The 20,301-nt window shown below is 45.4% G+C and carries 17 protein-coding genes and 1 pseudogene; 7 read left to right on the top strand and 11 right to left on the bottom strand.

What is annotated here, in order from left to right:
- Positions 1 to 15: 15 nt before the first annotated feature.
- Genes hisD through hisIE form a run of 7 tightly spaced genes read left to right on the top strand, consistent with a single transcriptional unit; the run spans position 16 to position 6,150 of the window.
- Entirely contained in the window at positions 16 to 1,320 is a 1,305-nt protein-coding gene (hisD, locus tag LDB27_RS08195) for a histidinol dehydrogenase (RefSeq protein ID WP_023257655.1), read from the top strand.
- Positions 1,317 to 2,396, top strand: coding sequence for a histidinol-phosphate transaminase (gene hisC / locus LDB27_RS08190; RefSeq protein ID WP_000102710.1), 1,080 nt, complete (start codon positions 1,317 to 1,319; stop codon positions 2,394 to 2,396). Before hisD ends, hisC begins: the two co-directional genes overlap by 4 nt.
- Entirely contained in the window at positions 2,393 to 3,460 is a 1,068-nt protein-coding gene (gene hisB, locus LDB27_RS08185) for a bifunctional histidinol-phosphatase/imidazoleglycerol-phosphate dehydratase HisB (protein WP_023257654.1), read from the top strand. The genes hisC and hisB overlap by 4 nt, the downstream gene beginning before the upstream one ends.
- On the top strand, positions 3,460 to 4,050 hold the full coding sequence (gene hisH, locus LDB27_RS08180; protein WP_001103591.1) for an imidazole glycerol phosphate synthase subunit HisH: 591 nt from the start codon (positions 3,460 to 3,462) through the stop codon (positions 4,048 to 4,050). The genes hisB and hisH overlap by 1 nt, the downstream gene beginning before the upstream one ends.
- Positions 4,050 to 4,787, top strand: a complete 738-nt coding sequence (gene hisA / locus LDB27_RS08175; protein WP_000586408.1) for a 1-(5-phosphoribosyl)-5-[(5-phosphoribosylamino)methylideneamino]imidazole-4-carboxamide isomerase — start codon at positions 4,050 to 4,052, stop codon at positions 4,785 to 4,787. The genes hisH and hisA overlap by 1 nt, the downstream gene beginning before the upstream one ends.
- Entirely contained in the window at positions 4,769 to 5,545 is a 777-nt protein-coding gene (gene hisF / locus LDB27_RS08170) for an imidazole glycerol phosphate synthase subunit HisF (protein WP_000880126.1), read from the top strand. Before hisA ends, hisF begins: the two co-directional genes overlap by 19 nt.
- Complete coding sequence (gene hisIE / locus LDB27_RS08165; RefSeq protein ID WP_000954844.1) at positions 5,539 to 6,150, top strand: bifunctional phosphoribosyl-AMP cyclohydrolase/phosphoribosyl-ATP diphosphatase HisIE; 612 nt, start codon at positions 5,539 to 5,541, stop codon at positions 6,148 to 6,150. Before hisF ends, hisIE begins: the two co-directional genes overlap by 7 nt.
- A gap of 94 nt (positions 6,151 to 6,244) precedes the next feature.
- On the opposite strand, the gene wzzB is transcribed toward hisIE, so the two are convergent.
- The 11 genes and pseudogenes from wzzB to rfbV form a co-directional block, all read right to left on the bottom strand.
- Positions 6,245 to 7,228 (bottom strand): LPS O-antigen chain length determinant protein WzzB, encoded by a 984-nt coding sequence (wzzB, locus tag LDB27_RS08160; RefSeq protein ID WP_000215266.1) that lies wholly within the window; start codon positions 7,226 to 7,228, stop codon positions 6,245 to 6,247.
- A 142-nt stretch (positions 7,229 to 7,370) separates the two neighbouring features.
- Entirely contained in the window at positions 7,371 to 8,537 is a 1,167-nt protein-coding gene (gene ugd / locus LDB27_RS08155) for a UDP-glucose 6-dehydrogenase (protein WP_000704821.1), read from the bottom strand.
- A 236-nt stretch (positions 8,538 to 8,773) separates the two neighbouring features.
- Entirely contained in the window at positions 8,774 to 10,180 is a 1,407-nt protein-coding gene (gndA, locus tag LDB27_RS08150) for an NADP-dependent phosphogluconate dehydrogenase (RefSeq protein ID WP_000043532.1), read from the bottom strand.
- Between the two features lie 163 nt (positions 10,181 to 10,343).
- On the bottom strand, positions 10,344 to 11,774 hold the full coding sequence (locus tag LDB27_RS08145) for an undecaprenyl-phosphate galactose phosphotransferase (RefSeq protein ID WP_000368703.1): 1,431 nt from the start codon (positions 11,772 to 11,774) through the stop codon (positions 10,344 to 10,346).
- A gap of 71 nt (positions 11,775 to 11,845) precedes the next feature.
- Positions 11,846 to 13,279 carry an O-antigen biosynthesis phosphomannomutase RfbK gene (gene rfbK / locus LDB27_RS08140; RefSeq protein WP_001103637.1) on the bottom strand — a complete coding sequence of 478 codons (1,434 nt, stop codon included), beginning with the start codon at positions 13,277 to 13,279 and terminating at the stop codon, positions 11,846 to 11,848.
- Complete coding sequence (locus LDB27_RS08135; protein ID WP_001528486.1) at positions 13,266 to 14,705, bottom strand: mannose-1-phosphate guanylyltransferase/mannose-6-phosphate isomerase; 1,440 nt, start codon at positions 14,703 to 14,705, stop codon at positions 13,266 to 13,268. Before LDB27_RS08135 ends, rfbK begins: the two co-directional genes overlap by 14 nt.
- Positions 14,706 to 15,650 (bottom strand): O antigen biosynthesis rhamnosyltransferase RfbN, encoded by a 945-nt coding sequence (rfbN, locus tag LDB27_RS08130; RefSeq protein WP_000705150.1) that lies wholly within the window; start codon positions 15,648 to 15,650, stop codon positions 14,706 to 14,708.
- Positions 15,651 to 16,712, bottom strand: coding sequence for a glycosyltransferase family 4 protein (locus tag LDB27_RS08125; RefSeq protein ID WP_001530303.1), 1,062 nt, complete (start codon positions 16,710 to 16,712; stop codon positions 15,651 to 15,653).
- Positions 16,709 to 17,866: an O-antigen polymerase gene (locus LDB27_RS08120; protein ID WP_000478553.1), complete on the bottom strand. Its 1,158-nt coding sequence runs from the start codon at positions 17,864 to 17,866 to the stop codon at positions 16,709 to 16,711. Before LDB27_RS08120 ends, LDB27_RS08125 begins: the two co-directional genes overlap by 4 nt.
- Before the next feature lie 240 nt (positions 17,867 to 18,106).
- Positions 18,107 to 19,205, bottom strand: a pseudogene (locus LDB27_RS08115) (IS3 family transposase).
- 90 nt (positions 19,206 to 19,295) lie between these two features.
- Complete coding sequence (gene rfbV / locus LDB27_RS08110) at positions 19,296 to 20,297, bottom strand: abequosyltransferase RfbV (RefSeq protein WP_000961305.1); 1,002 nt, start codon at positions 20,295 to 20,297, stop codon at positions 19,296 to 19,298.
- Positions 20,298 to 20,301: the final 4 nt, after the last annotated feature.

Below are 20,301 nucleotides of genomic sequence, written 5' to 3'. Positions count from 1 at the left end.
GATGGAGTAAAGACCATGAGCTTCAATACCCTGATTGACTGGAACAGCTGTAGCCCTGAACAGCAGCGTGCGCTGCTGACGCGTCCGGCGATTTCCGCCTCTGACAGTATTACCCGGACGGTCAGCGATATTCTGGATAATGTAAAAACGCGCGGTGACGATGCCCTGCGTGAATACAGCGCTAAATTTGATAAAACAGAAGTGACAGCGCTACGCGTCACCCCTGAAGAGATCGCCGCCGCCGGCGCGCGTCTGAGCGACGAATTAAAACAGGCGATGGCCGCGGCCGTCAAAAATATTGAAACGTTCCATTCCGCGCAGACGCTACCGCCTGTAGATGTGGAAACCCAGCCAGGCGTGCGTTGCCAGCAGGTTACGCGTCCCGTCGCGTCTGTCGGTCTGTATATTCCCGGCGGCTCGGCTCCGCTCTTCTCAACGGTGCTGATGCTGGCGACGCCGGCGCGCATTGCGGGATGCCAGAACGTGGTTCTGTGCTCGCCGCCGCCCATCGCTGATGAAATCCTCTATGCGGCACAACTGTGTGGCGTGCAGGAAATCTTTAACGTCGGCGGCGCGCAGGCGATTGCCGCTCTGGCCTTCGGCAGCGAGTCCGTACCGAAAGTGGATAAAATTTTTGGCCCCGGCAACGCCTTTGTAACCGAAGCCAAGCGTCAGGTCAGCCAACGCCTCGACGGCGCGGCTATCGATATGCCAGCCGGGCCGTCTGAAGTACTGGTGATCGCCGACAGCGGCGCAACACCGGATTTCGTCGCTTCTGACCTGCTCTCCCAGGCTGAGCACGGTCCGGATTCGCAGGTGATCCTGCTGACGCCTGATGCTGACATTGCCCGCAAGGTGGCGGAGGCGGTAGAACGTCAACTTGCAGAACTGCCGCGCGCGGACACCGCCCGGCAGGCCCTGAGCGCCAGTCGTCTGATTGTGACCAAAGATTTAGCGCAGTGCGTCGCCATCTCTAATCAGTATGGGCCGGAACACTTAATCATCCAGACGCGCAATGCGCGCGATTTGGTGGATGTGATTACCAGCGCAGGCTCGGTATTTCTCGGCGACTGGTCGCCGGAATCCGCCGGTGATTACGCTTCCGGAACCAACCATGTCTTACCGACCTATGGCTATACTGCTACCTGTTCCAGCCTTGGGTTAGCGGATTTCCAGAAACGGATGACCGTTCAGGAACTGTCGAAAGCGGGCTTTTCCGCTCTGGCATCAACCATTGAAACATTGGCGGCGGCAGAACGTCTGACCGCCCATAAAAATGCCGTGACCCTGCGCGTAAACGCCCTCAAGGAGCAAGCATGAGCACTGAAAACACTCTCAGCGTCGCTGACTTAGCCCGTGAAAATGTCCGCAACCTGGTACCGTATCAGTCCGCCCGCCGTCTGGGCGGTAACGGCGATGTCTGGCTGAACGCGAATGAATTCCCGACAGCGGTGGAGTTTCAGCTCACCCAACAAACGCTTAACCGCTACCCGGAATGCCAGCCAAAGGCCGTGATTGAAAACTACGCGCAATATGCTGGCGTAAAGCCGGAGCAGGTGCTGGTCAGCCGCGGCGCGGATGAAGGGATCGAGCTGGTGATCCGCGCCTTCTGTGAACCGGGGAAAGACGCCATTCTCTACTGTCCGCCCACTTACGGTATGTACAGCGTCAGCGCCGAAACCATTGGTGTAGAGCGCCGGACGGTTCCCGCGCTTGAAAACTGGCAGCTGGATCTACAGGGGATTTCCGACAACCTTGACGGCGCAAAAGTGGTGTTCGTTTGTAGCCCCAATAATCCTACCGGGCAACTTATCAACCCGCAGGATCTGCGCACGCTGCTGGAGTTGACACGCGGTAAAGCGATAGTCGTCGCCGACGAAGCTTATATTGAGTTTTGCCCACAGGCCACGCTGACAGGCTGGCTGGTTGAATATCCTCATCTGGTTATCCTGCGCACATTGTCGAAAGCTTTTGCGCTGGCGGGTCTGCGCTGCGGCTTTACTCTGGCTAATGAAGAGGTGATCAACCTGCTGTTAAAAGTGATCGCCCCTTATCCGCTTTCTACGCCAGTGGCGGATATCGCCGCCCAGGCGCTGAGTCCGCAGGGAATAAACGCAATGCGCGATCGCGTGGCGCAGACAGTGCAGGAACGTCAGTATCTGGTGAATGCCCTGCAACAGACCGCCTGCGTAGAACACGTCTTTGACTCTGAAACCAACTATATTCTGGCGCGATTTACTGCCTCCAGCAGCGTGTTTAAATCCTTATGGGATCAGGGCATTATCTTACGCGATCAGAACAAACAACCTTCTTTAAGCGGCTGCCTGCGGATTACGGTCGGCACCCGCCAGGAAAACCAGCGCGTCATTGACGCCTTACGTGCGGAGCCAGTATGAGTCAGAAGTATCTTTTCATCGACCGGGACGGAACCTTGATTTCCGAACCGCCGAGCGATTTTCAGGTAGACCGCTTTGATAAACTGGCCTTTGAGCCAGAGGTGATTCCCGTATTGCTGAAACTGCAAAAAGCCGGTTTTAAGCTGGTGATGATCACTAACCAGGATGGACTTGGCACGCAAAGCTTCCCGCAGGCGGACTTCGACGGACCGCACAACCTGATGATGCAGATTTTCACCTCTCAGGGCGTACGCTTTGATGAGGTGCTGATCTGCCCTCATCTGCCCGTAGACGATTGCGACTGCCGCAAGCCCAAAGTGAAGCTGGTGGAGCGTTATCTTGCGGAACAAGCGATGGATAGCGCCAACAGCTATGTGATTGGCGATCGTGCGACCGATATCCAGCTCGCTGATAACATGGGCATTACTGGTTTACGCTATCACCGTGAAACGCTGAACTGGACGATGATTGGCGAACAGCTAACGAAACGCGATCGCTATGCGCATGTGGTCCGCAACACCAAAGAGACACAGATTGATGTCAGCGTCTGGCTGGATCGCGAAGGCAACAGCAAGATTAATACCGGCGTCGGCTTCTTTGACCATATGCTCGATCAAATCGCCACCCACGGCGGCTTTCGCATGGAGATTACCGTTAAGGGCGATCTCTATATCGACGATCACCACACGGTAGAAGATACCGGACTGGCGCTCGGTGAGGCATTAAAACTGGCACTCGGCGACAAGCGCGGTATCTGCCGTTTTGGCTTTGTACTGCCGATGGATGAATGTCTGGCGCGCTGCGCGCTGGATATTTCCGGTCGTCCGCATCTGGAATATAAAGCTGAATTTACCTACCAGCGTGTGGGCGATTTGAGCACAGAGATGATTGAACACTTTTTCCGCTCACTCTCTTACACGATGGGCGTCACTCTGCATCTCAAGACTAAGGGTAAGAACGATCACCACCGTGTCGAAAGTTTGTTTAAAGCCTTTGGTCGGACGCTACGCCAGGCTATTCGCGTGGAGGGCGATACATTACCGTCCTCGAAAGGAGTGCTGTGATGAACGTCGTCATCCTTGACACCGGCTGCGCCAATTTAAGCTCGGTAAAATCCGCCGTGGCGCGCCACGGTTACACCCCGGTGGTTAGCCGCGAAGCGGAAATCGTATTACGCGCTGACAAACTCTTTCTACCCGGCGTCGGCACGGCGCAGGCCGCTATGGATCAACTGCGCGAACGTGAACTGATCGACTTAATTAAAGCGTGTACTCAGCCGGTACTGGGTATCTGCTTAGGGATGCAACTGCTGGGTCGTCGCAGCGAAGAGACGCGCGGCGTGGATCTGCTGAACATTATCGAACAAGACGTGCCGAAAATGACCGACTTTGGTCTGCCGCTGCCGCACATGGGCTGGAATCGTGTGTATCCGCAGGCGGGCAATCGGCTGTTTCAGGGCATTGAAGATGGCGCCTATTTTTACTTTGTTCACAGCTACGCGATGCCGGTCAACCCGTGGACTATCGCCCAGTGCAATTACGGCGAGCCGTTTACCGCGGCGGTACAGAAAGATAATTTCTTCGGCGTACAGTTCCATCCGGAACGTTCGGGCGCGGCGGGCGCACAGTTGCTGAAAAACTTCCTGGAGATGTAATGATTATTCCGGCATTAGATTTAATTGACGGCACCGTGGTGCGTCTCCATCAGGGCGACTACGCCCGCCAGCGGGATTACGGTAACGATCCCCTACCCCGTTTGCAGGATTACGCCGCCCAGGGCGCCGGGGTGCTGCATCTGGTAGATCTGACCGGCGCTAAAGATCCGGCGAAGCGACAGATACCGCTGATTAAAACCCTGGTCGCGGGCGTGAACGTGCCTGTTCAGGTCGGCGGCGGCGTGCGTACCGAAGAAGACGTTGCGGCATTACTGAAAGCTGGCGTTGCCCGTGTGGTCATCGGTTCAACGGCGGTGAAATCCCCTGACGTGGTGAAAGGCTGGTTTGAACGTTTTGGCGCGCAGGCGCTGGTGCTGGCGCTGGACGTTCGCATAGACGAACACGGCAATAAGCAGGTGGCGGTTAGCGGCTGGCAGGAAAATTCCGGCGTCTCGCTGGAACAACTGGTGGAGACCTATCTCCCCGTCGGCCTGAAACATGTACTGTGTACCGATATTTCCCGCGACGGCACGCTGGCGGGCTCTAACGTTTCTCTGTACGAAGAGGTATGCACCAGATATCCGCAAATCGCCTTTCAGTCCTCCGGCGGTATTGGCGATATCGATGATATTGCCGCCCTGCGCGGCACCGGCGTGCGCGGCGTGATTGTCGGGCGCGCGCTGTTAGAAGGGAAATTTACCGTTAAGGAGGCCATCCAATGCTGGCAAAACGTATAATTCCGTGTCTGGACGTTCGTGATGGTCAGGTGGTGAAAGGCGTACAGTTTCGCAACCATGAGATCATTGGCGATATCGTTCCGCTGGCCAAACGCTATGCCGACGAAGGCGCGGACGAACTGGTGTTCTATGACATTACCGCCTCCAGCGATGGTCGCGTAGTCGATAAAAGCTGGGTGGCGCGCGTTGCCGAGGTGATCGACATTCCGTTTTGCGTAGCGGGCGGTATCCGGTCAATTGACGACGCCGCCAAAATTCTTTCTTTCGGGGCGGATAAGATCTCTATCAACTCCCCGGCGCTGGCTGACCCAACGCTGATTACCCGTCTGGCTGACCGTTTTGGCGTACAGTGCATTGTCGTCGGGATTGATACCTGGTTTGACGACGCCACGGGGAAATATCATGTTAACCAGTATACCGGCGATGAAAACCGTACCCGCGTGACGCAGTGGGAGACGCTGGATTGGGTGCAAGTGGTACAACAGCGCGGCGCGGGGGAAATCGTCCTGAATATGATGAACCAGGACGGCGTGCGTAACGGTTATGATCTGACGCAGTTGAAAAAAGTCCGTGACGTTTGCCGCGTGCCGCTGATCGCCTCCGGCGGCGCGGGCACGATGGAACACTTTCTTGAGGCATTCCGTGATGCCGATGTCGACGGCGCGCTTGCCGCCTCCGTTTTTCACAAGCAAATCATCAATATTGGCGAATTAAAAGCGTACCTGGCAGGCCAGGGCGTGGAGATCAGGATATGTTAACAGAGCAACAACGCCGCGAGCTGGACTGGGAAAAAACCGATGGCCTGATGCCAGCCATCGTGCAACATGCAGTATCCGGCGAAGTATTGATGCTGGGCTATATGAACCCACAAGCGCTGGACAAAACCATTGAATCCGGCCATGTTACGTTCTTCTCACGCACGAAACAGCGTTTATGGACCAAAGGCGAAACCTCAGGCCATGTGCTGAATGTCGTCAGCATTGCGCCAGATTGCGACAACGATACACTGCTGGTGCTGGCAAACCCTGTCGGGCCGACCTGCCACAAAGGTACCAGTAGCTGCTTTGGCGACGCCGGCCATCAGTGGTTATTCCTGTATCAACTGGAGCAGCTACTGGCAGAGCGCAAAACCGCCGATCCGGCCAGCTCTTACACGGCGAAACTGTACGCCAGCGGTACCAAACGTATTGCGCAAAAAGTTGGCGAAGAAGGTGTGGAAACCGCGCTGGCGGCCACCGTTAACGATCGTGTTGAGCTGACCAATGAAGCGTCTGATTTGATGTACCACCTGCTGGTGCTGTTGCAGGATCAGGATCTCAACCTCACCACCGTGATCGACAATCTTCGTAAGCGTCATCAATAAGCGTAAAAAAACCGGGCAACGCCCGGTTTTTTAGTGAGAAATTTTACCTGTCGTAGCCGAATAAGGCACTTGTACCACCATCCGGCAAAGAAGCTTACAAGGCTTTTGGCTTATAGCTACGTAGCGCATTGCGTCCCAGCACAATCCCGGCGCCGATCATCCCGCCCAGCAACACTGCCAGCACGAGAGTAATGGCTGTTTTCGGGCTATCGCGACGGACCGGCAACGTCGGCTTCATCACATAACGATAGACGTGCACCGTATCGGCAGTCACTTTCAGATTTTTAATGTCCAGCAGTGTCTGCTTCGTCTGGTAATAGGCCGGAGAAAAGACCAGTGGACGCGTCGCTTCGTTCTGTATCATCGATTTCAGCGCATCGCTGCCCAGCAGGAACATCGTGTCCTGGGTAACATCCTGGGTTTGCTGAATCTGCGGCTGCGTGATTTTGGCCTCATCCGCATAACGCAACGCTTCTTCGATTTGCTTAATACGCAGATCTTTTTGTTCCTGCGCCACAACTTCCTGCGTCTCAAGAGACTCCTGCAACGTTTTGGTTTGCAGCGTGATGTTATCTTTCAGGTCAACTTCCAGTTCCTTAGCGACCTCTTCATCCACCTGTTGGATATATTCCGCCAGCCGACGCTGCGCCCCTTCAGCGGTAGTACTCACATAAGAAACCGAGAGTGGCAGCGCCTGCCCCTTTACCGACTGTTCAATGGTGAGCTTTTCCCGCTCTTTCTGATTATCCAGCGCTTCCGATAATGCGGAAAACGCAGAGCTAAAGCGGCTTATAAAATTCGCCTGCACTTCAGAGATTTTGGGAGCATTCCCGCCATACAAGACGTTGAGCGCGTTGGTATAGGTGGCAACCTGCGCGGCATCAGGTTGGGTAATAATCGCCGTGGATGTCCATTTTTCTTTGGCTATCATCAGGTAGCCTACGGCCAGCAAAATGGCGATAACAACGGCTACAATAATGGTCATCTTCCCACGCCATAACTGTAGCAATAACTCAATCAAATCAATCTGTTCCGGATCGTTCCCACGCCCGGAAGACGTATTACTATCCACTGTCATAGATACCCTAACTAAAAAAAGGATGAAGCTGGAGACAGTGTAGTCATAAAGCAAATATATGCCATAGGATTAATGATAAAAATCAGACATTATTTCCATTTGGTCAATAAATCATCGGGACTCATCAGCCCCGATTGCCTTATTAATCACTACCGAAAAGATCGCGGGTATACACTTTTTCAGCGACATCCAAAAGCTCTGCCGCCATCCTGTTGGAAATAATGACATCCGCCTGCTGTTTAAAGCAGTGCAAATCACGCTCAAGGCGAGAGTTGAAGAAAGTATCTTCTTCCATTACCGGCTCATAGATAATGACCTCTACGCCTTTCGCTTTAATGCGCTTCATAATCCCCTGAATCGATGAGGCGCGGAAGTTATCGGAGCCACTCTTCATAATCAGGCGATAAATGCCCACCACTTTAGGCTTTCTGGCGAGGATAGCGTCGGCAATAAAATCTTTACGCGTACGGTTTGCTTCAACGATAGCGGAGATAATATTATTAGGCACCGACTGATAATTAGCCAGCAACTGTTTGGTATCTTTTGGCAAACAATATCCGCCATAACCAAAAGAGGGATTATTATAATGATTGCCAATACGCGGATCGAGGCACACCCCTTCAATAATTTGTCGGGTATTTAATCCTAACGTTTCAGCATAGCTGTCTAATTCATTAAAATAAGCGACTCGCATAGCGAGATAAGTATTGGCGAAAAGTTTAATGGCTTCCGCTTCAGTGGAGTCCGTAAACAGCGTCGGAATCTCCTGTTTAATAGCGCCTTCCTGGAGTAATGCGGCAAATTCTCTGGCGCGCTCAGACTGTTCCCCAATCACGATACGGGAAGGATAAAGGTTATCGTAAAGGGCCTTACCTTCACGTAAAAACTCCGGAGAGAAAATGATATTTTCTGTCGCAAACTTCTGGCGCATTGCTGCCGTGAAGCCAACCGGCACCGTAGACTTAATAATCATCACGGCTGCGGGGTTGAAGCTGATCACATCCTGAATGACCGATTCCACACTGGACGTATCAAAATAGTTGGTTTTTGGATCGTAATCTGTAGGCGTAGCAATGATGACGTAATCTGCATTCTGGTACGCATCAAACTTATCCAGCGTTGCCCTGAATCTGATGTTATCTTCCTTTAAAAATTGCTGAATTTCTTTATCAACAATCGGAGATATCCGATCATTTAACAGTTCAACACGGGAAGGAACAATGTCTAACGCCACCACATCATGATGTTGTGCAATAAGCAAACCATTAGACAAGCCAACATAACCCGTCCCGGATATCGTGATTTTCATTATTCGCTCTCAGAATTAACTTAATTATGAATCATGATGTATTTCGCATCCTGATAAGATATTAAAGTTTTAACGCCTGAGTATATAAAGTGCAACGCAGACGAAAACAATTCAGATTATCTTCATTACGATAAACACAGATTATTAAGTTAATATTAAGCAAAAGCGATAAATCAATAAGAATAGAGATAAAAAAAAGCCCGGTATTAAACCGGGCTTAAACATTTTTGCAGAAATTACTCCAACCATTCGGTATGGAAAATGCCTTCTTTATCAGTACGTTTATAGGTGTGCGCACCAAAGTAGTCACGCTGCGCCTGAATTAAGTTAGCTGGCAGTACTGCGGCGCGATAGCTGTCATAGTAGGCCACTGCCGCAGAGAATGTCGGCACCGGAATGCCGTTCTGCACCGCGTAAGCCACAACATCACGCAGCGCCTGCTGGTACTCATCAGCAATTTTCTTGAAGTAAGGCGCTAACAGCAAATTGGCAATACCAGCGTTTTCTGCGTAAGCATCGGTGATTTTCTGCAGGAACTGAGCGCGAATGATACAACCCGCACGGAAAATCTTAGCAATCTCGCCGTAGTTGAGATCCCAGTGATATTCATCAGACGCGGCGCGTAGCTGCGAGAAGCCCTGCGCATAGGAGACGATCTTGCCAAGATACAGCGCGCGACGCACTTTCTCGATAAATTCCGCTTTGTCGCCTGCCGGCTGCGCTTTCGGCCCGGAGAGCACTTTAGATGCGGCAACACGTTGCGCTTTCAACGAAGAGATGTAACGCGCAAAGACAGATTCGGTAATCAGCGACAGCGGTTCGCCCAGATCCAGCGCGCTCTGGCTGGTCCATTTACCGGTCCCTTTGTTGGCGGCTTCATCAAGAATGACATCCACCAGGTAGTTTCCGTCTTCATCTTTTTTAGTGAAGATGTCTTTAGTGATGTCGATCAGATAACTGCTCAGCTCGCCGTTATTCCACTCGGTAAAAGTGTTCGCCAGCTCTTCATTGCTGAGGTTCAGGCCGCCTTTCAGCAAGGAGTAAGCTTCAGCGATAAGCTGCATATCGCCATATTCAATACCATTGTGGACCATCTTGACATAGTGACCAGCACCATCGGCGCCGATATAGGTCACGCACGGTTCGCCATCTTCCGCCACAGCAGCAATCTTCGTCAGGATCGGCGCCACCAGTTCATAGGCATCTTTCTGACCGCCAGGCATGATAGATGGCCCTTTCAGCGCGCCCTCTTCACCACCGGAAACACCGGTACCGATAAAGTTAAAACCTTCCGCAGACAGCTCGCGATTGCGACGGATTGTGTCCTGGAAGAAGGTGTTACCGCCATCAATAATGATATCGCCTTTTTCCAGATACGGTTTCAGCGAATCGATAGCTGCATCAGTACCTGCGCCCGCTTTCACCATTAACAGGATACGACGAGGCGTTTCGAGGGATTCAACAAACTCTTTCACCGTGTAATAAGGCACCAGCTTTTTGCCGGGATTCTCGGCAATCACTTCTTCGGTCTTTTCACGGGAGCGGTTGAAAACGGAGACGGTATAACCACGGCTTTCGATGTTGAGCGCGAGGTTGCGCCCCATCACTGCCATACCGACGACGCCGATCTGTTGCTTGGACATTACATACTCCTGTCAGGTGTGGAAACCCTGCCACAAACGGTCATGGCAGGTTAAAGGTGAATAGTATGTTAACTCAAAGATATGATATTAAGGTAGCGATTGATGCGTTCAGATTTTACGCAGGCTATTTTATACAATTATTATTCAGTACTTCTCGTTAAGCTTAATACGCACCATCTCGCCGCAAAACAACTTTCGCTGTTTTAAACAGAATGGCAATATCATTCCAAAGCGTCCAGTTTTTAACATACCAGGAATCAAAATAAACACGGGTGTCATAATCAACATCATTACGCCCACTCACTTGCCATAGACCTGTCATGCCCGGCTTTGCCATCAAATAATAATCAACATCATCACAATAACGCTCCAGTTCATCCGAAACGATAGGTCGTGGTCCAACCAGGCTCATATCACCTTTTAGTACATTAAAAAGTTGTGGCAACTCATCAAGGCTAGTTTTACGTATAAATCGACCTACAGCTGTGATTCGAGGATCATTTTTCAGTTTAAAATCTTTTTCCCATTCAGCCCTGGCAATAGGATCGTTAGCCAAAAGTTCTTTTAGTACCTCTTGAGAATTCATAACCATAGAACGAAATTTGTAGCATGGAAAAAGTTTTCCATGCCGACCTACTCGCTGATGACCATAAATAGCCGGACCACCATCTCGAGTAACTTTATACCACAGATAAATCATAAGTGGTGATGCAATTATAAGAATCATTATTGAACAAACAATATCAAATGTCCTTTTGAGAAAACGGGACGACCTTTTAGCCAAGTTATTTTGTATCCTTAATAACATAACTTCATGGCTAAAGATAAAAGACATATCAGTATTATATAATGGCAATCCTCTAAACGAGGGGACTACAGTAACAGAACGACAATGATGTTTTGAAAGTTCACGTAGCCAAAAATGTGTTTTCTCCAACTCGGTGTATTCATAAGCAAGGATATAATGGACATCACCTGTACGATTTAAATCCCAAATAATCTCAGTATCCTTTATCACCGGCAACATATTTATTTCAGCATCTGACGCATCCGTATCAAAAAAAGCGATAACATCAAACCCCATCATCTCCTCACTTTGCAGCGCAGAATATGCACCACGAGCATTCTGTCCGCTCCCCAGGATGATAGTTTTTTTCTTCCAGATACCTAGCTTGTTCAATAAATGCTTTGTAAGTGCGCGAAAAAAAGGCACCAGGATTATAGCAAAAGTCCAACAAAACACCCAGACATAGCGTGAAAACTGCCATTTTGTAAACGCTATCAGAGCCAAATCAAATATAGCAAAAATAACGATCGTACGAAAAATTTCTTTTAACTCATACCAAAATGGCTTGCGGTATGTATAATGTCGCAAACGAATCCAAAACCAACCGACACATACTACTGACAAAATAAAATGTGTAATAACTCTTGTATCTAATTGGTCTTGAGGAATAAATCGCTGTACTTGATCAAAAATAAAATAGACACATCCTAATGAAAACCATAAGGCTAAATTAAAAAAAATCAAATCCGATATAGCCAAAAAAATTTTACATAGCTGTGGATTATACTTATTATCAATATTATCCATTTAATCCTCACCCTCTGACCGTGCATAATGTAAATAAAATAGGCATATTAAGTAAATAACATTCAATTCTTTTACGGCAAGCATCGTTTTTTAATATTAGCAAGCGTTGTATTTACAAGTTCCTGAGCTCTATTTAATAAATTAGCTTCTGCATAGCAGCGTAACTCAGGTGCATTACCAGAAGCGCGCAAATGCACAATACATCCATCACGTAAGGTAATTCGCATACCATCTGTCATATCTGTAGAAATTGCACCTTCATTCTCCAAGCCAATATAGCTTAAGAGGTTGCTCAGATTTTCTCTGCCCATACTAATTAAGGATTGACTTTTATCAGTCGTAATCCCCTGCAATCTGTCAGAATGGGTGTAACGAGTTGGGAGTTCATTGACTAAAGCGCTAATGCTGGTATTCCTACTTTTGTAAAGCAGCATTATTGCTGGTAATACAGCATCACGAGTTGGTAAGGCATGAAGATTCTGCTCGTTAATACAGATGTCGCTTCCTAATAAAAAACCGCCATTGGCTTCAAAGCCGACAATACGACTATAACTCCGCGATAATTCATTAAAAGCTTCGATAACATAAGGCGATCCAATTTTCGTAAGCTTAACATGTTTAAAAAAGCGGCCAGAAGAAATTATGCTATTACAACTAACAGGAATAGCGGCGGCTTCTGCATCCAATGCAAGTGAACATAATAGACCTAATACATCGCCTCTCAACCACTCGCCTGCCTCATCAGCAATAAGAGGGCGATCACCATCCCCATCTGTTGAGAATATGGCATCTAAATCGAACTCTTTAGCCCATGAGCGTGCTTTTTCCCGATCCTCTTTGCTTACAGCCTCTGTATCTATAGGTACAAAGTTATCGCTTCTACCCAAGCTAATAACTTCAGCCCCCAATGCAATAAATAAAGGCTTATAAAGATCACGCCCAGCGCTTGAATGTTCGTAAATACCAATACGCTTATTTTTCAGGAATGGAGTAGAAAATAAAGATGTATAACGAGATATATAATTAACAGCAGCCATTTCTGAAACTATGAGTTCTTTAAGCTCTAAATGGCTACACGTATCTTCAACACTAAGGATCGCAGCCTCATCATGTTTCGTGATTTCACCATCGGGACGATAGAACTTGAGGCCGTTCCGCTCGAATGGAATATGACTTCCCGTAACCATTATCGCAGGCATATTGTCAGACATAGACTGAAAGGCCAAAGCTGGGGTTGGTACCACTCCATAAAAAATACAGTTAACGCCTTTATCCGCCAATGCAGCAGCACACGCCTGAGCCATCCCATAACTACTTGGACGATTATCTATTGCCAATGCTACGGTATCAAAGGAAAAATGTTCCTGCATAACGGCAACAAATGAAACCGTAAAAGCAGCACATACCTGAGGTGTAAAATCTTTTACAAGACCGCGAGCCCCACTCGTTCCAAACACAATACCTGATGAATGAATAACATCACGGCTATTATTAACTACGTTCATTAGTCCACTCCTTCGAAAATCCAGAACGTTGTTCTAAACGAATAATATCATCCTCACCAAGATAGGTACCTGATTGAATCTCAATTAACTTCAGGGGGATCATTCCGGGATTTTCCAGCGCGTGAATAGTATCCGGAGGAATAAATGTTGATTCATTTTCAGAAACCATATAAATCTGCTCACCCTTTGTAACACGAGCAGTCCCGGATAATACTATCCAATGCTCAGCCCGGTGGTGATGCATCTGCGCCACAAATTTCTCACCCGGCTTAACAGTGATACATCTAACGAGGTAATTTTTGCCGCTATCAATCACATTATATTTTCCCCAGGGGCGGAAAACTTCTTGATGTTGTTTATATTCGTTCCTATCATTCCGTTTTAAATAATCGACAATTTTTTTAACATCTTGTACTGTATCTTTATTAGCCACCAGTAAAGCGTCTGTTGTTTGAACAATGACAAGATTGCTTACACCAATCGCACTTATAAACATATCTTCGGAATAAATGTAATTATCATTACAAGCATGTGCGAAGATATCTCCTTTTAAAACATTTCTCTGATGATCTTTATTCGATATATCCCAAAGTGAGGACCAGGATCCCACATCCGACCAGCCAGCGCTCATTGGTATCACCACGGCATGCTGTGTGTGCTCCATAACTGCATAATCGATAGAATCACTCGGGCATGACATAAACTCTTCTTTATCAATACGAATAAAATCAAGATCGGGATTTATATGACCTACCGCCTTTTCACAAGCTTTATAAATTTCAGGTGATAAATACTTTAATTCGTTTAAATAAGAGCTTGCACGAAATAAAAACATACCGCTATTCCAGTAATATTTCCCTGATTTGAAATAGTCACCGGCGGTATCGATATCCGGTTTCTCCACAAATTCAGCCACTGCATAAGCGTCATTTCCTATCAACTCACCCCGACGAATATATCCATAACCTGTTTCAGCATGCGTTGGAACAATACCAAAAGTTACAAGCTTACCATTTGCGGCGTATTCTTCAGCACGTCTGACAGCTTTCGTAAAAGCTATATCATCCTGGATCACATGATCTGCAGCAAGAACCAACAAAAGAGGATCAACATTATCAGCATTCTGGAGCGCACAAAACGCGGCAAGAGCGATCGCTGGTGCAGTATTACGGCCTACCGGCTCGAGAATAATATTATTTGCTAACTTGTCAATTTCACGGAGTTGTTCAGCGACTAAGAAACGGTGTCTGTCATTGCAAATGACAACGGGTTCTTCTGTAGAAAGTGAAGCTAATCGCTTTATAGTATTTTGCAGCATTGATAGTTTACCTTCAACGCTTAGAAACTGCTTCGGATGATATTCGCGTGAAAGCGGCCATAAACGGCTACCTGTGCCGCCAGCCATAATTACGGGAAGAACAGACATTTATTTTATCTCTTTTGACGAAGAATACTGGATATTATTCCAATAACTCTTGTACATGCTAAAATAGCGACATGTAGACAACGGTAAAGATTGCCAATGCTTGCCTAATTTGTAACCCAGGAATTTAGCAAAAGTTGTTAATAACGCTCTTGGAATCCAGAACGGTGCATTTTTAAGCAGGAATTGAATCTCTGATTTTACGAAGCGGAAACCCTCACCACCGGCTCCGCCAAAGTCACGCTGAATCCACGGAGAACAAGCATGAAATACACCAGTATCAAAATATCGTTGAAACTCTTCTCGCGGGGTATAATTATGGGAGTGTCTTACCACCGCTTCAGCGCAGTAGGCGACCTTATAACCCGCCTGAATCATCTTAGCCGCCATAAACATATCCTCGGCAAGAATTGTATGTTCAGGAAACCCACTTAACTCTTCAAAAACGGAACGGCGATAGGCAGCAAAAGAATTGGACATAAATACAGTTTTAATACCCAATTTTTCTATATCTGCCTTACTTTTAACAATAGATTTTGAACTATAATTAAATTTTCTGGCATGCACTGCAAGAGGATTAGCATCTTTATGAGGAAGTTGTCTACCACAAACCGCTGCTATCAATGGATCTGAAAAATAATAAACTAAATTTTTAATTGCATCCGAATCCGCAAGAATTGCATCTTGCGTTAGAAAAATTATAACATCAGCGTCCAGAGTTTTTGCAACTGCTAAATTCCTGGTTCCTCCATGATTAAAATCTTTAGAGTCAATATTAAATATTGATATATTTTTCAGGTCTGAGGCTAACGGAACCGTTTCATCTTTAGAACCTGAGTCTATAACAATCAATTTATCCGGATATATAGTTTGCTGCTTAATCGCATCCAGAACATTAGGCCAAAGCGACCCTGCATTATATGTGGGAATAATTAATGTTATCTTCATTTATTTTGATTCCGCCAACCAATTGCCAACCATCTGCTTCATATTATCAAAGTCATACCGTGCGACATAGTTGTTAAATCGGGAAATTGCATCAGGCAACTGCTCTATATTTTCAATTGCACTCTGCCAGCTTTTTTCATCATCCGGATTCACATATAATGCACCATTGGTTAACACTTCATGAAATACTGGTATATCGGACACTATAACTGGAGTATTTGATGCCATCGCTTCAATAGGAGGTATGCCAAAACCCTCATCAATAGATGGATAAACAAGCGCATAGGCTTTAGAATATAGAACTTTTAATTCATTAAATGAGACTTCATGTAAAAAAATCACTTTATCTGTTAGTTCCAGATCAACGACCATTTGTTGGAGAGACATTGCATAGTCAGTACGACCACATACAATAATTAAATTATAAGAGTCAGACCAAACTTTTTTATTTTTTATGAATGAATGAATATTTTTATGTGCCCAACTTGCTCCAACAGCTAAAAAGTAATTCTCTTTTTCTTTTTTTTGTATAAAATCAGATTTATTAACGCTGTTATAAATTACTGATATTTTCTCACTATCTACATTATAAGTTTTAGCAATGCTATCTTTAACGGTATAAGATACCGTTAAAACATGCTTACATCGCTTAACGGACATTTTTAATAAAAAGCGAAAATACACTTTCTGAATAAAACTATCTGGATAATAAAAAGGTCTTATATCATGTACGGTTATCGTTTGGTTTCTCAGTAAGGGAATAGTGTGATGCGTAGTACACACCAATTTTTTATTACCAAACTTAATTAAAACCCTCAGCGCAAGCCAGTAACTATATGCATACCATACTAATGGTCTAAGTCGCGATGTTTTTGATGTGTTGCTAACAATATTCGGAACAGTAACTACTGCATAACCGAGCTTTTCAAAATAATCAGCGTGTACCTTGCTACAGATTATTGCGTCAACATCAGCTATTTCTCGCAGTGCCGTTAAAAATTTAATCGAGTATTGCCACATTCCCGTACCACTTTTACCTAAACGTGATAGGTTAACGATCATTGAATAGCTCTCCGTTTTTCCATACGCATCTTTAAAGCAATAATCATAAGAACAAACAATATAAACACTATATTATTCACAAACATCTTAATGGCAATAAACCAAGGATCACGATTAAATCTAAATAAAGAATCACATACAAAATAAATATAAATGACTCTCGATAATATTACAAAGTTTACACTCGATGTAAATCTTAATAATAGGCTTGATGTAATACCGAGAATAAAATACCACAGAAAATAATAATACGAAAAATATATTACTGCACTAGCATAACCGGAAAGGCCACCTAAAGGGCTAAGTTCTCCAAATTTATTTATATACATTAAAGATGATTTTTCATCAAAAAGAAAAGTCGGTAACGTAAATATAGCTGAATCAGAAAAAAGCATTTGTGGTGCAAATGGAACTGCCCCTTGATGTAGCCAATCCAGCATCCGCATAAAAGATATTTGATTAAATAAAGATTCATATACTATTGGGCTTAGAATTAGGTCTATATTTATATTATCAATTGAGACATTAGAACGGATAATAAATATTATTAAAAATGATATCACAATTGCACTAAAAAAAATACTCAAAATGATAAATAATTTCAGTTTTGATATTCTTTTATTAATAAAAATTATATAAAATATAATCATTAGAAGTAATATTAATGTAAATATTCTAGTCCCATGTAGTAGATTTAATGAGACTATAAGAAAGGTAACAACTGCAAACTTTATATTCTTTGTTACTAAACAAAATGTAAAAATTATTATACCTAGTTCTGATAATCCCATAGAGATATTCCAGACACGACTCGCCATAGCGCCAGAATCAAAGGCATAAGACGAGTAAACTCCTTCAGGATAAAGCAATACTTTTGATAGTACTATAGAAAATAAAACTAAACTGAATAGAATCTTTACAATAACTGGAAGATCAAATGCTATAATCCATTGTATGTTTTTATTTTTTATACCAAACCCTAACAATGCCGAACCCGCAAGGTAAAAGAACAAGACAGCGACGTAAAAGACCATCATATCTGCAAGCATACTGGGATCACCGTTGAAAATCTCCTCAACCCCTCCAAGGGAGAACCCAAAAAAATGTACATAGGCTACTGGTAACATATATACTATATTAAAAATCAGGAACATAAATGTATGCGGTAACATAGTACACTCACAAATATTATATAATTAAATTTTTGTTAATTAAAAATAAAGCTAACACTCTATCTATAAATTTCAGATTCTTAATGGAAAGGTTAAGTCCACATTAAATCTCAATATACAACATTTTTTGAAATCATTATATGAATAGACCCGTTTTAGTTCTATGCTTTTTTTGAGATCCCGGTTGAATTTGACCCTGGCCCAAATTCAGTAAGTGCTAAATCAGAGATCTTCGTCTTTCCGGAGACTCCGGATAAATTCAGCCGGAGTCATGTCATTTAATGATGAATGCGTTCTCTCATGATTGTATTCCCTGCGCCAGTTGTCGAGTTTTTCCTGCGCATCTTCCAGTGACAGGAACCAGTGAATGTTCAGTCATTCATCCCGCAGACTGCCGTTAAATGATTCAATAAACGGGTTATCTGTCGGCTTTCCGGGGTGCGAGAAGTCCATTGTGACGCCGTGTTCATACGCCCATTTATCCAGACTTTTTGAGATAAGCTCGCTGCCGTTATCCGTCTGGATTCGTACCGGCAGCCGCTTATCCAGCACCCGCAGTGCCTCCATTATTCTGACCACATCCTCGCCTTTTTATGATTTTCCGGCATGGATCGCCAGGCATTCCCGACTAAAATTATCCACTACAGTCAGCGCCCGAAAACGCCGCCCGTTAAACAGATTATCTGACACAAAATCCATACTCCAGCACTGATCGACATGCGTCAGGACCGGGCGCTGCTGACGGCGTGCTGCACTGACATGTCTGCGGGGGCGTTTTCTGCGCAGGTTCAGGCCTTCCGGACAATAAATCCGGTGGGTTTCTTGTGGTTAACAGGCCATCCCTCCCGGCGCAACTGAATATGAATACGCGGGCAACCGTAGCGTATCCGGGTTTCCGCTATTTCCCGGATACGCAGAGTTATCGCCCGATCGTCACGCCGGCTCTGCCAGTGGTAAACGGTTCTGCTCTGCATCAGCAACCCGCATCGTCGCCGGACGCTGATACGGTAAGCCTCCCGCAAAAATGTCACCGCCTGGCGCTTCTGAGCCGGCCTCAGAACTTTTGCTTCAGTATCTCCTGCAGCATCTCCTTGTCCAGACTCAGCTCAGCGGCCAGCTTCTTCAGCCGCTGATTCTCATCCTCCAGTTGCCGCAGGCGCCGCAGTTCCGTCACGCCCAGCCCGGCAAATTTTTTCTTCTAGTTGTAAAATGTGGCCTCAGAAATTCCCATCTTTCTGCAGACTTCCCCGACGCGAGTGCCGGTTTCAGCCTGTTTCAGGGCAAATGCAATCTGTTCTTCGGTATAACGGGTCTTTTTCATGGCAATGCGCCTCTCTGTGAGATGGAAGAAAGGCCGGAAACTTCAGTTTAGACTGGCACTGTTTACAGGGGGAAGGTCAATAGCTTACGGCTACTTAATTATCCGTTTAGTAAAATTCTTAAGCACGGTAATATTTTTCACTGCATATGCTAGTTTCCCAAATCGAAGTACAGTGTTGATCATATTTTTATTACAACCTAGCTTTGCATAAAATTCAGATAAATCTCTTTTTTCATCACTATTGCCATAACATGCCATAGCCAAAGTTGTATATAACCATGGTCTCTCTTTTAGCAAAACATTTTCAAATGCTCGTTTTAAAGATATATTTTTACTGTAAAAATCATTAGCTAATTTTAAATATGCAATAAAATCAATTAATATTCGTCTGGCCTTTCCTTTCTTCTCGAAACTATCATTATCTCCTCGACATATTACGAGTGGTTTTGATATATAATGCAAAAGGCACCCAGGCGTATTAAATACGCTCATCATGATAAATACATGAGGATAGGAAGTGCCAATATAGGACGCATCAAAATCAATGGCATCCCATCGTTCTTTTTTTACTATTAAAGAACTTAGATAGCTAAATACGCCACCAATAGATAAGCATCTACTGAGATAGATTTCCCTATCTAAATTATTATTAAACACATAAAGCTCATCATCTGTTCTGAGCCAGGAACGATGAGGATTTCTAATCTCAGCTAAATCACACCCGGTCTCTTTTCTGTCACATAAATATATATCTGCTTGAGAATCGAGATAAGTTTGTAATATCGCTAACGAGTCTTTCGCAAGAGCATCATCACTGCCAAATATCCAACAATAATCCCCATTCGCAAGGGATACTGAAGCAAGAAAATTCCTATCCGGCCCAAGGTTAACGCTATTACGCCGATATATTATTGGGAAATTATAATTATTCCTCCAAACATCAATCATTTCCTCTGTACCATCAGTAGAGGCATTATCTGATATGCATATCTCAATATCTAAATTAAATTTTTCCTGATTATTTATACTATTTAACAACTCTTCAAGGTATTCTTTTCTATTATAAGTTGGAATACAAAATGATACAAGCATATGA

The sequence above is a fragment of the Salmonella sp. JXY0409-18 genome, from assembly GCF_020268625.1.
Classification (GTDB): Bacteria; Pseudomonadota; Gammaproteobacteria; order Enterobacterales; family Enterobacteriaceae; genus Salmonella; species Salmonella enterica.
This window is presented reverse-complemented; position numbering and strand designations above follow the sequence as displayed.

Excerpts from the sequence above, each read along its gene's own strand:
- LDB27_RS08120 (WP_000478553.1), bottom strand. The coding sequence starts at position 17,866 with ATGTTCCTGATTTTTAATATAGTATATATGTTACCAGTAGCCTATGTA.
- ugd (WP_000704821.1), bottom strand. The coding sequence starts at position 8,537 with ATGAAAATCACGATATCCGGGACGGGTTATGTTGGCTTGTCTAATGGT.
- rfbK (WP_001103637.1), bottom strand. The coding sequence starts at position 13,279 with ATGAACGTAGTTAATAATAGCCGTGATGTTATTCATTCATCAGGTATT.
- LDB27_RS08145 (WP_000368703.1), bottom strand. The coding sequence starts at position 11,774 with ATGGATAATATTGATAATAAGTATAATCCACAGCTATGTAAAATTTTT.
- rfbN (WP_000705150.1), bottom strand. The coding sequence starts at position 15,650 with ATGAAGATAACATTAATTATTCCCACATATAATGCAGGGTCGCTTTGG.
- hisF (WP_000880126.1), top strand. The coding sequence starts at position 4,769 with ATGCTGGCAAAACGTATAATTCCGTGTCTGGACGTTCGTGATGGTCAG.
- rfbV (WP_000961305.1), bottom strand. The coding sequence starts at position 20,297 with ATGCTTGTATCATTTTGTATTCCAACTTATAATAGAAAAGAATACCTT.
- hisD (WP_023257655.1), top strand. The coding sequence starts at position 16 with ATGAGCTTCAATACCCTGATTGACTGGAACAGCTGTAGCCCTGAACAG.
- hisIE (WP_000954844.1), top strand. The coding sequence starts at position 5,539 with ATGTTAACAGAGCAACAACGCCGCGAGCTGGACTGGGAAAAAACCGAT.
- hisC (WP_000102710.1), top strand. The coding sequence starts at position 1,317 with ATGAGCACTGAAAACACTCTCAGCGTCGCTGACTTAGCCCGTGAAAAT.
- hisH (WP_001103591.1), top strand. The coding sequence starts at position 3,460 with ATGAACGTCGTCATCCTTGACACCGGCTGCGCCAATTTAAGCTCGGTA.
- hisA (WP_000586408.1), top strand. The coding sequence starts at position 4,050 with ATGATTATTCCGGCATTAGATTTAATTGACGGCACCGTGGTGCGTCTC.
- wzzB (WP_000215266.1), bottom strand. The coding sequence starts at position 7,228 with ATGACAGTGGATAGTAATACGTCTTCCGGGCGTGGGAACGATCCGGAA.
- hisB (WP_023257654.1), top strand. The coding sequence starts at position 2,393 with ATGAGTCAGAAGTATCTTTTCATCGACCGGGACGGAACCTTGATTTCC.
- LDB27_RS08125 (WP_001530303.1), bottom strand. The coding sequence starts at position 16,712 with ATGATCGTTAACCTATCACGTTTAGGTAAAAGTGGTACGGGAATGTGG.
- gndA (WP_000043532.1), bottom strand. The coding sequence starts at position 10,180 with ATGTCCAAGCAACAGATCGGCGTCGTCGGTATGGCAGTGATGGGGCGC.
- LDB27_RS08135 (WP_001528486.1), bottom strand. The coding sequence starts at position 14,705 with ATGTCTGTTCTTCCCGTAATTATGGCTGGCGGCACAGGTAGCCGTTTA.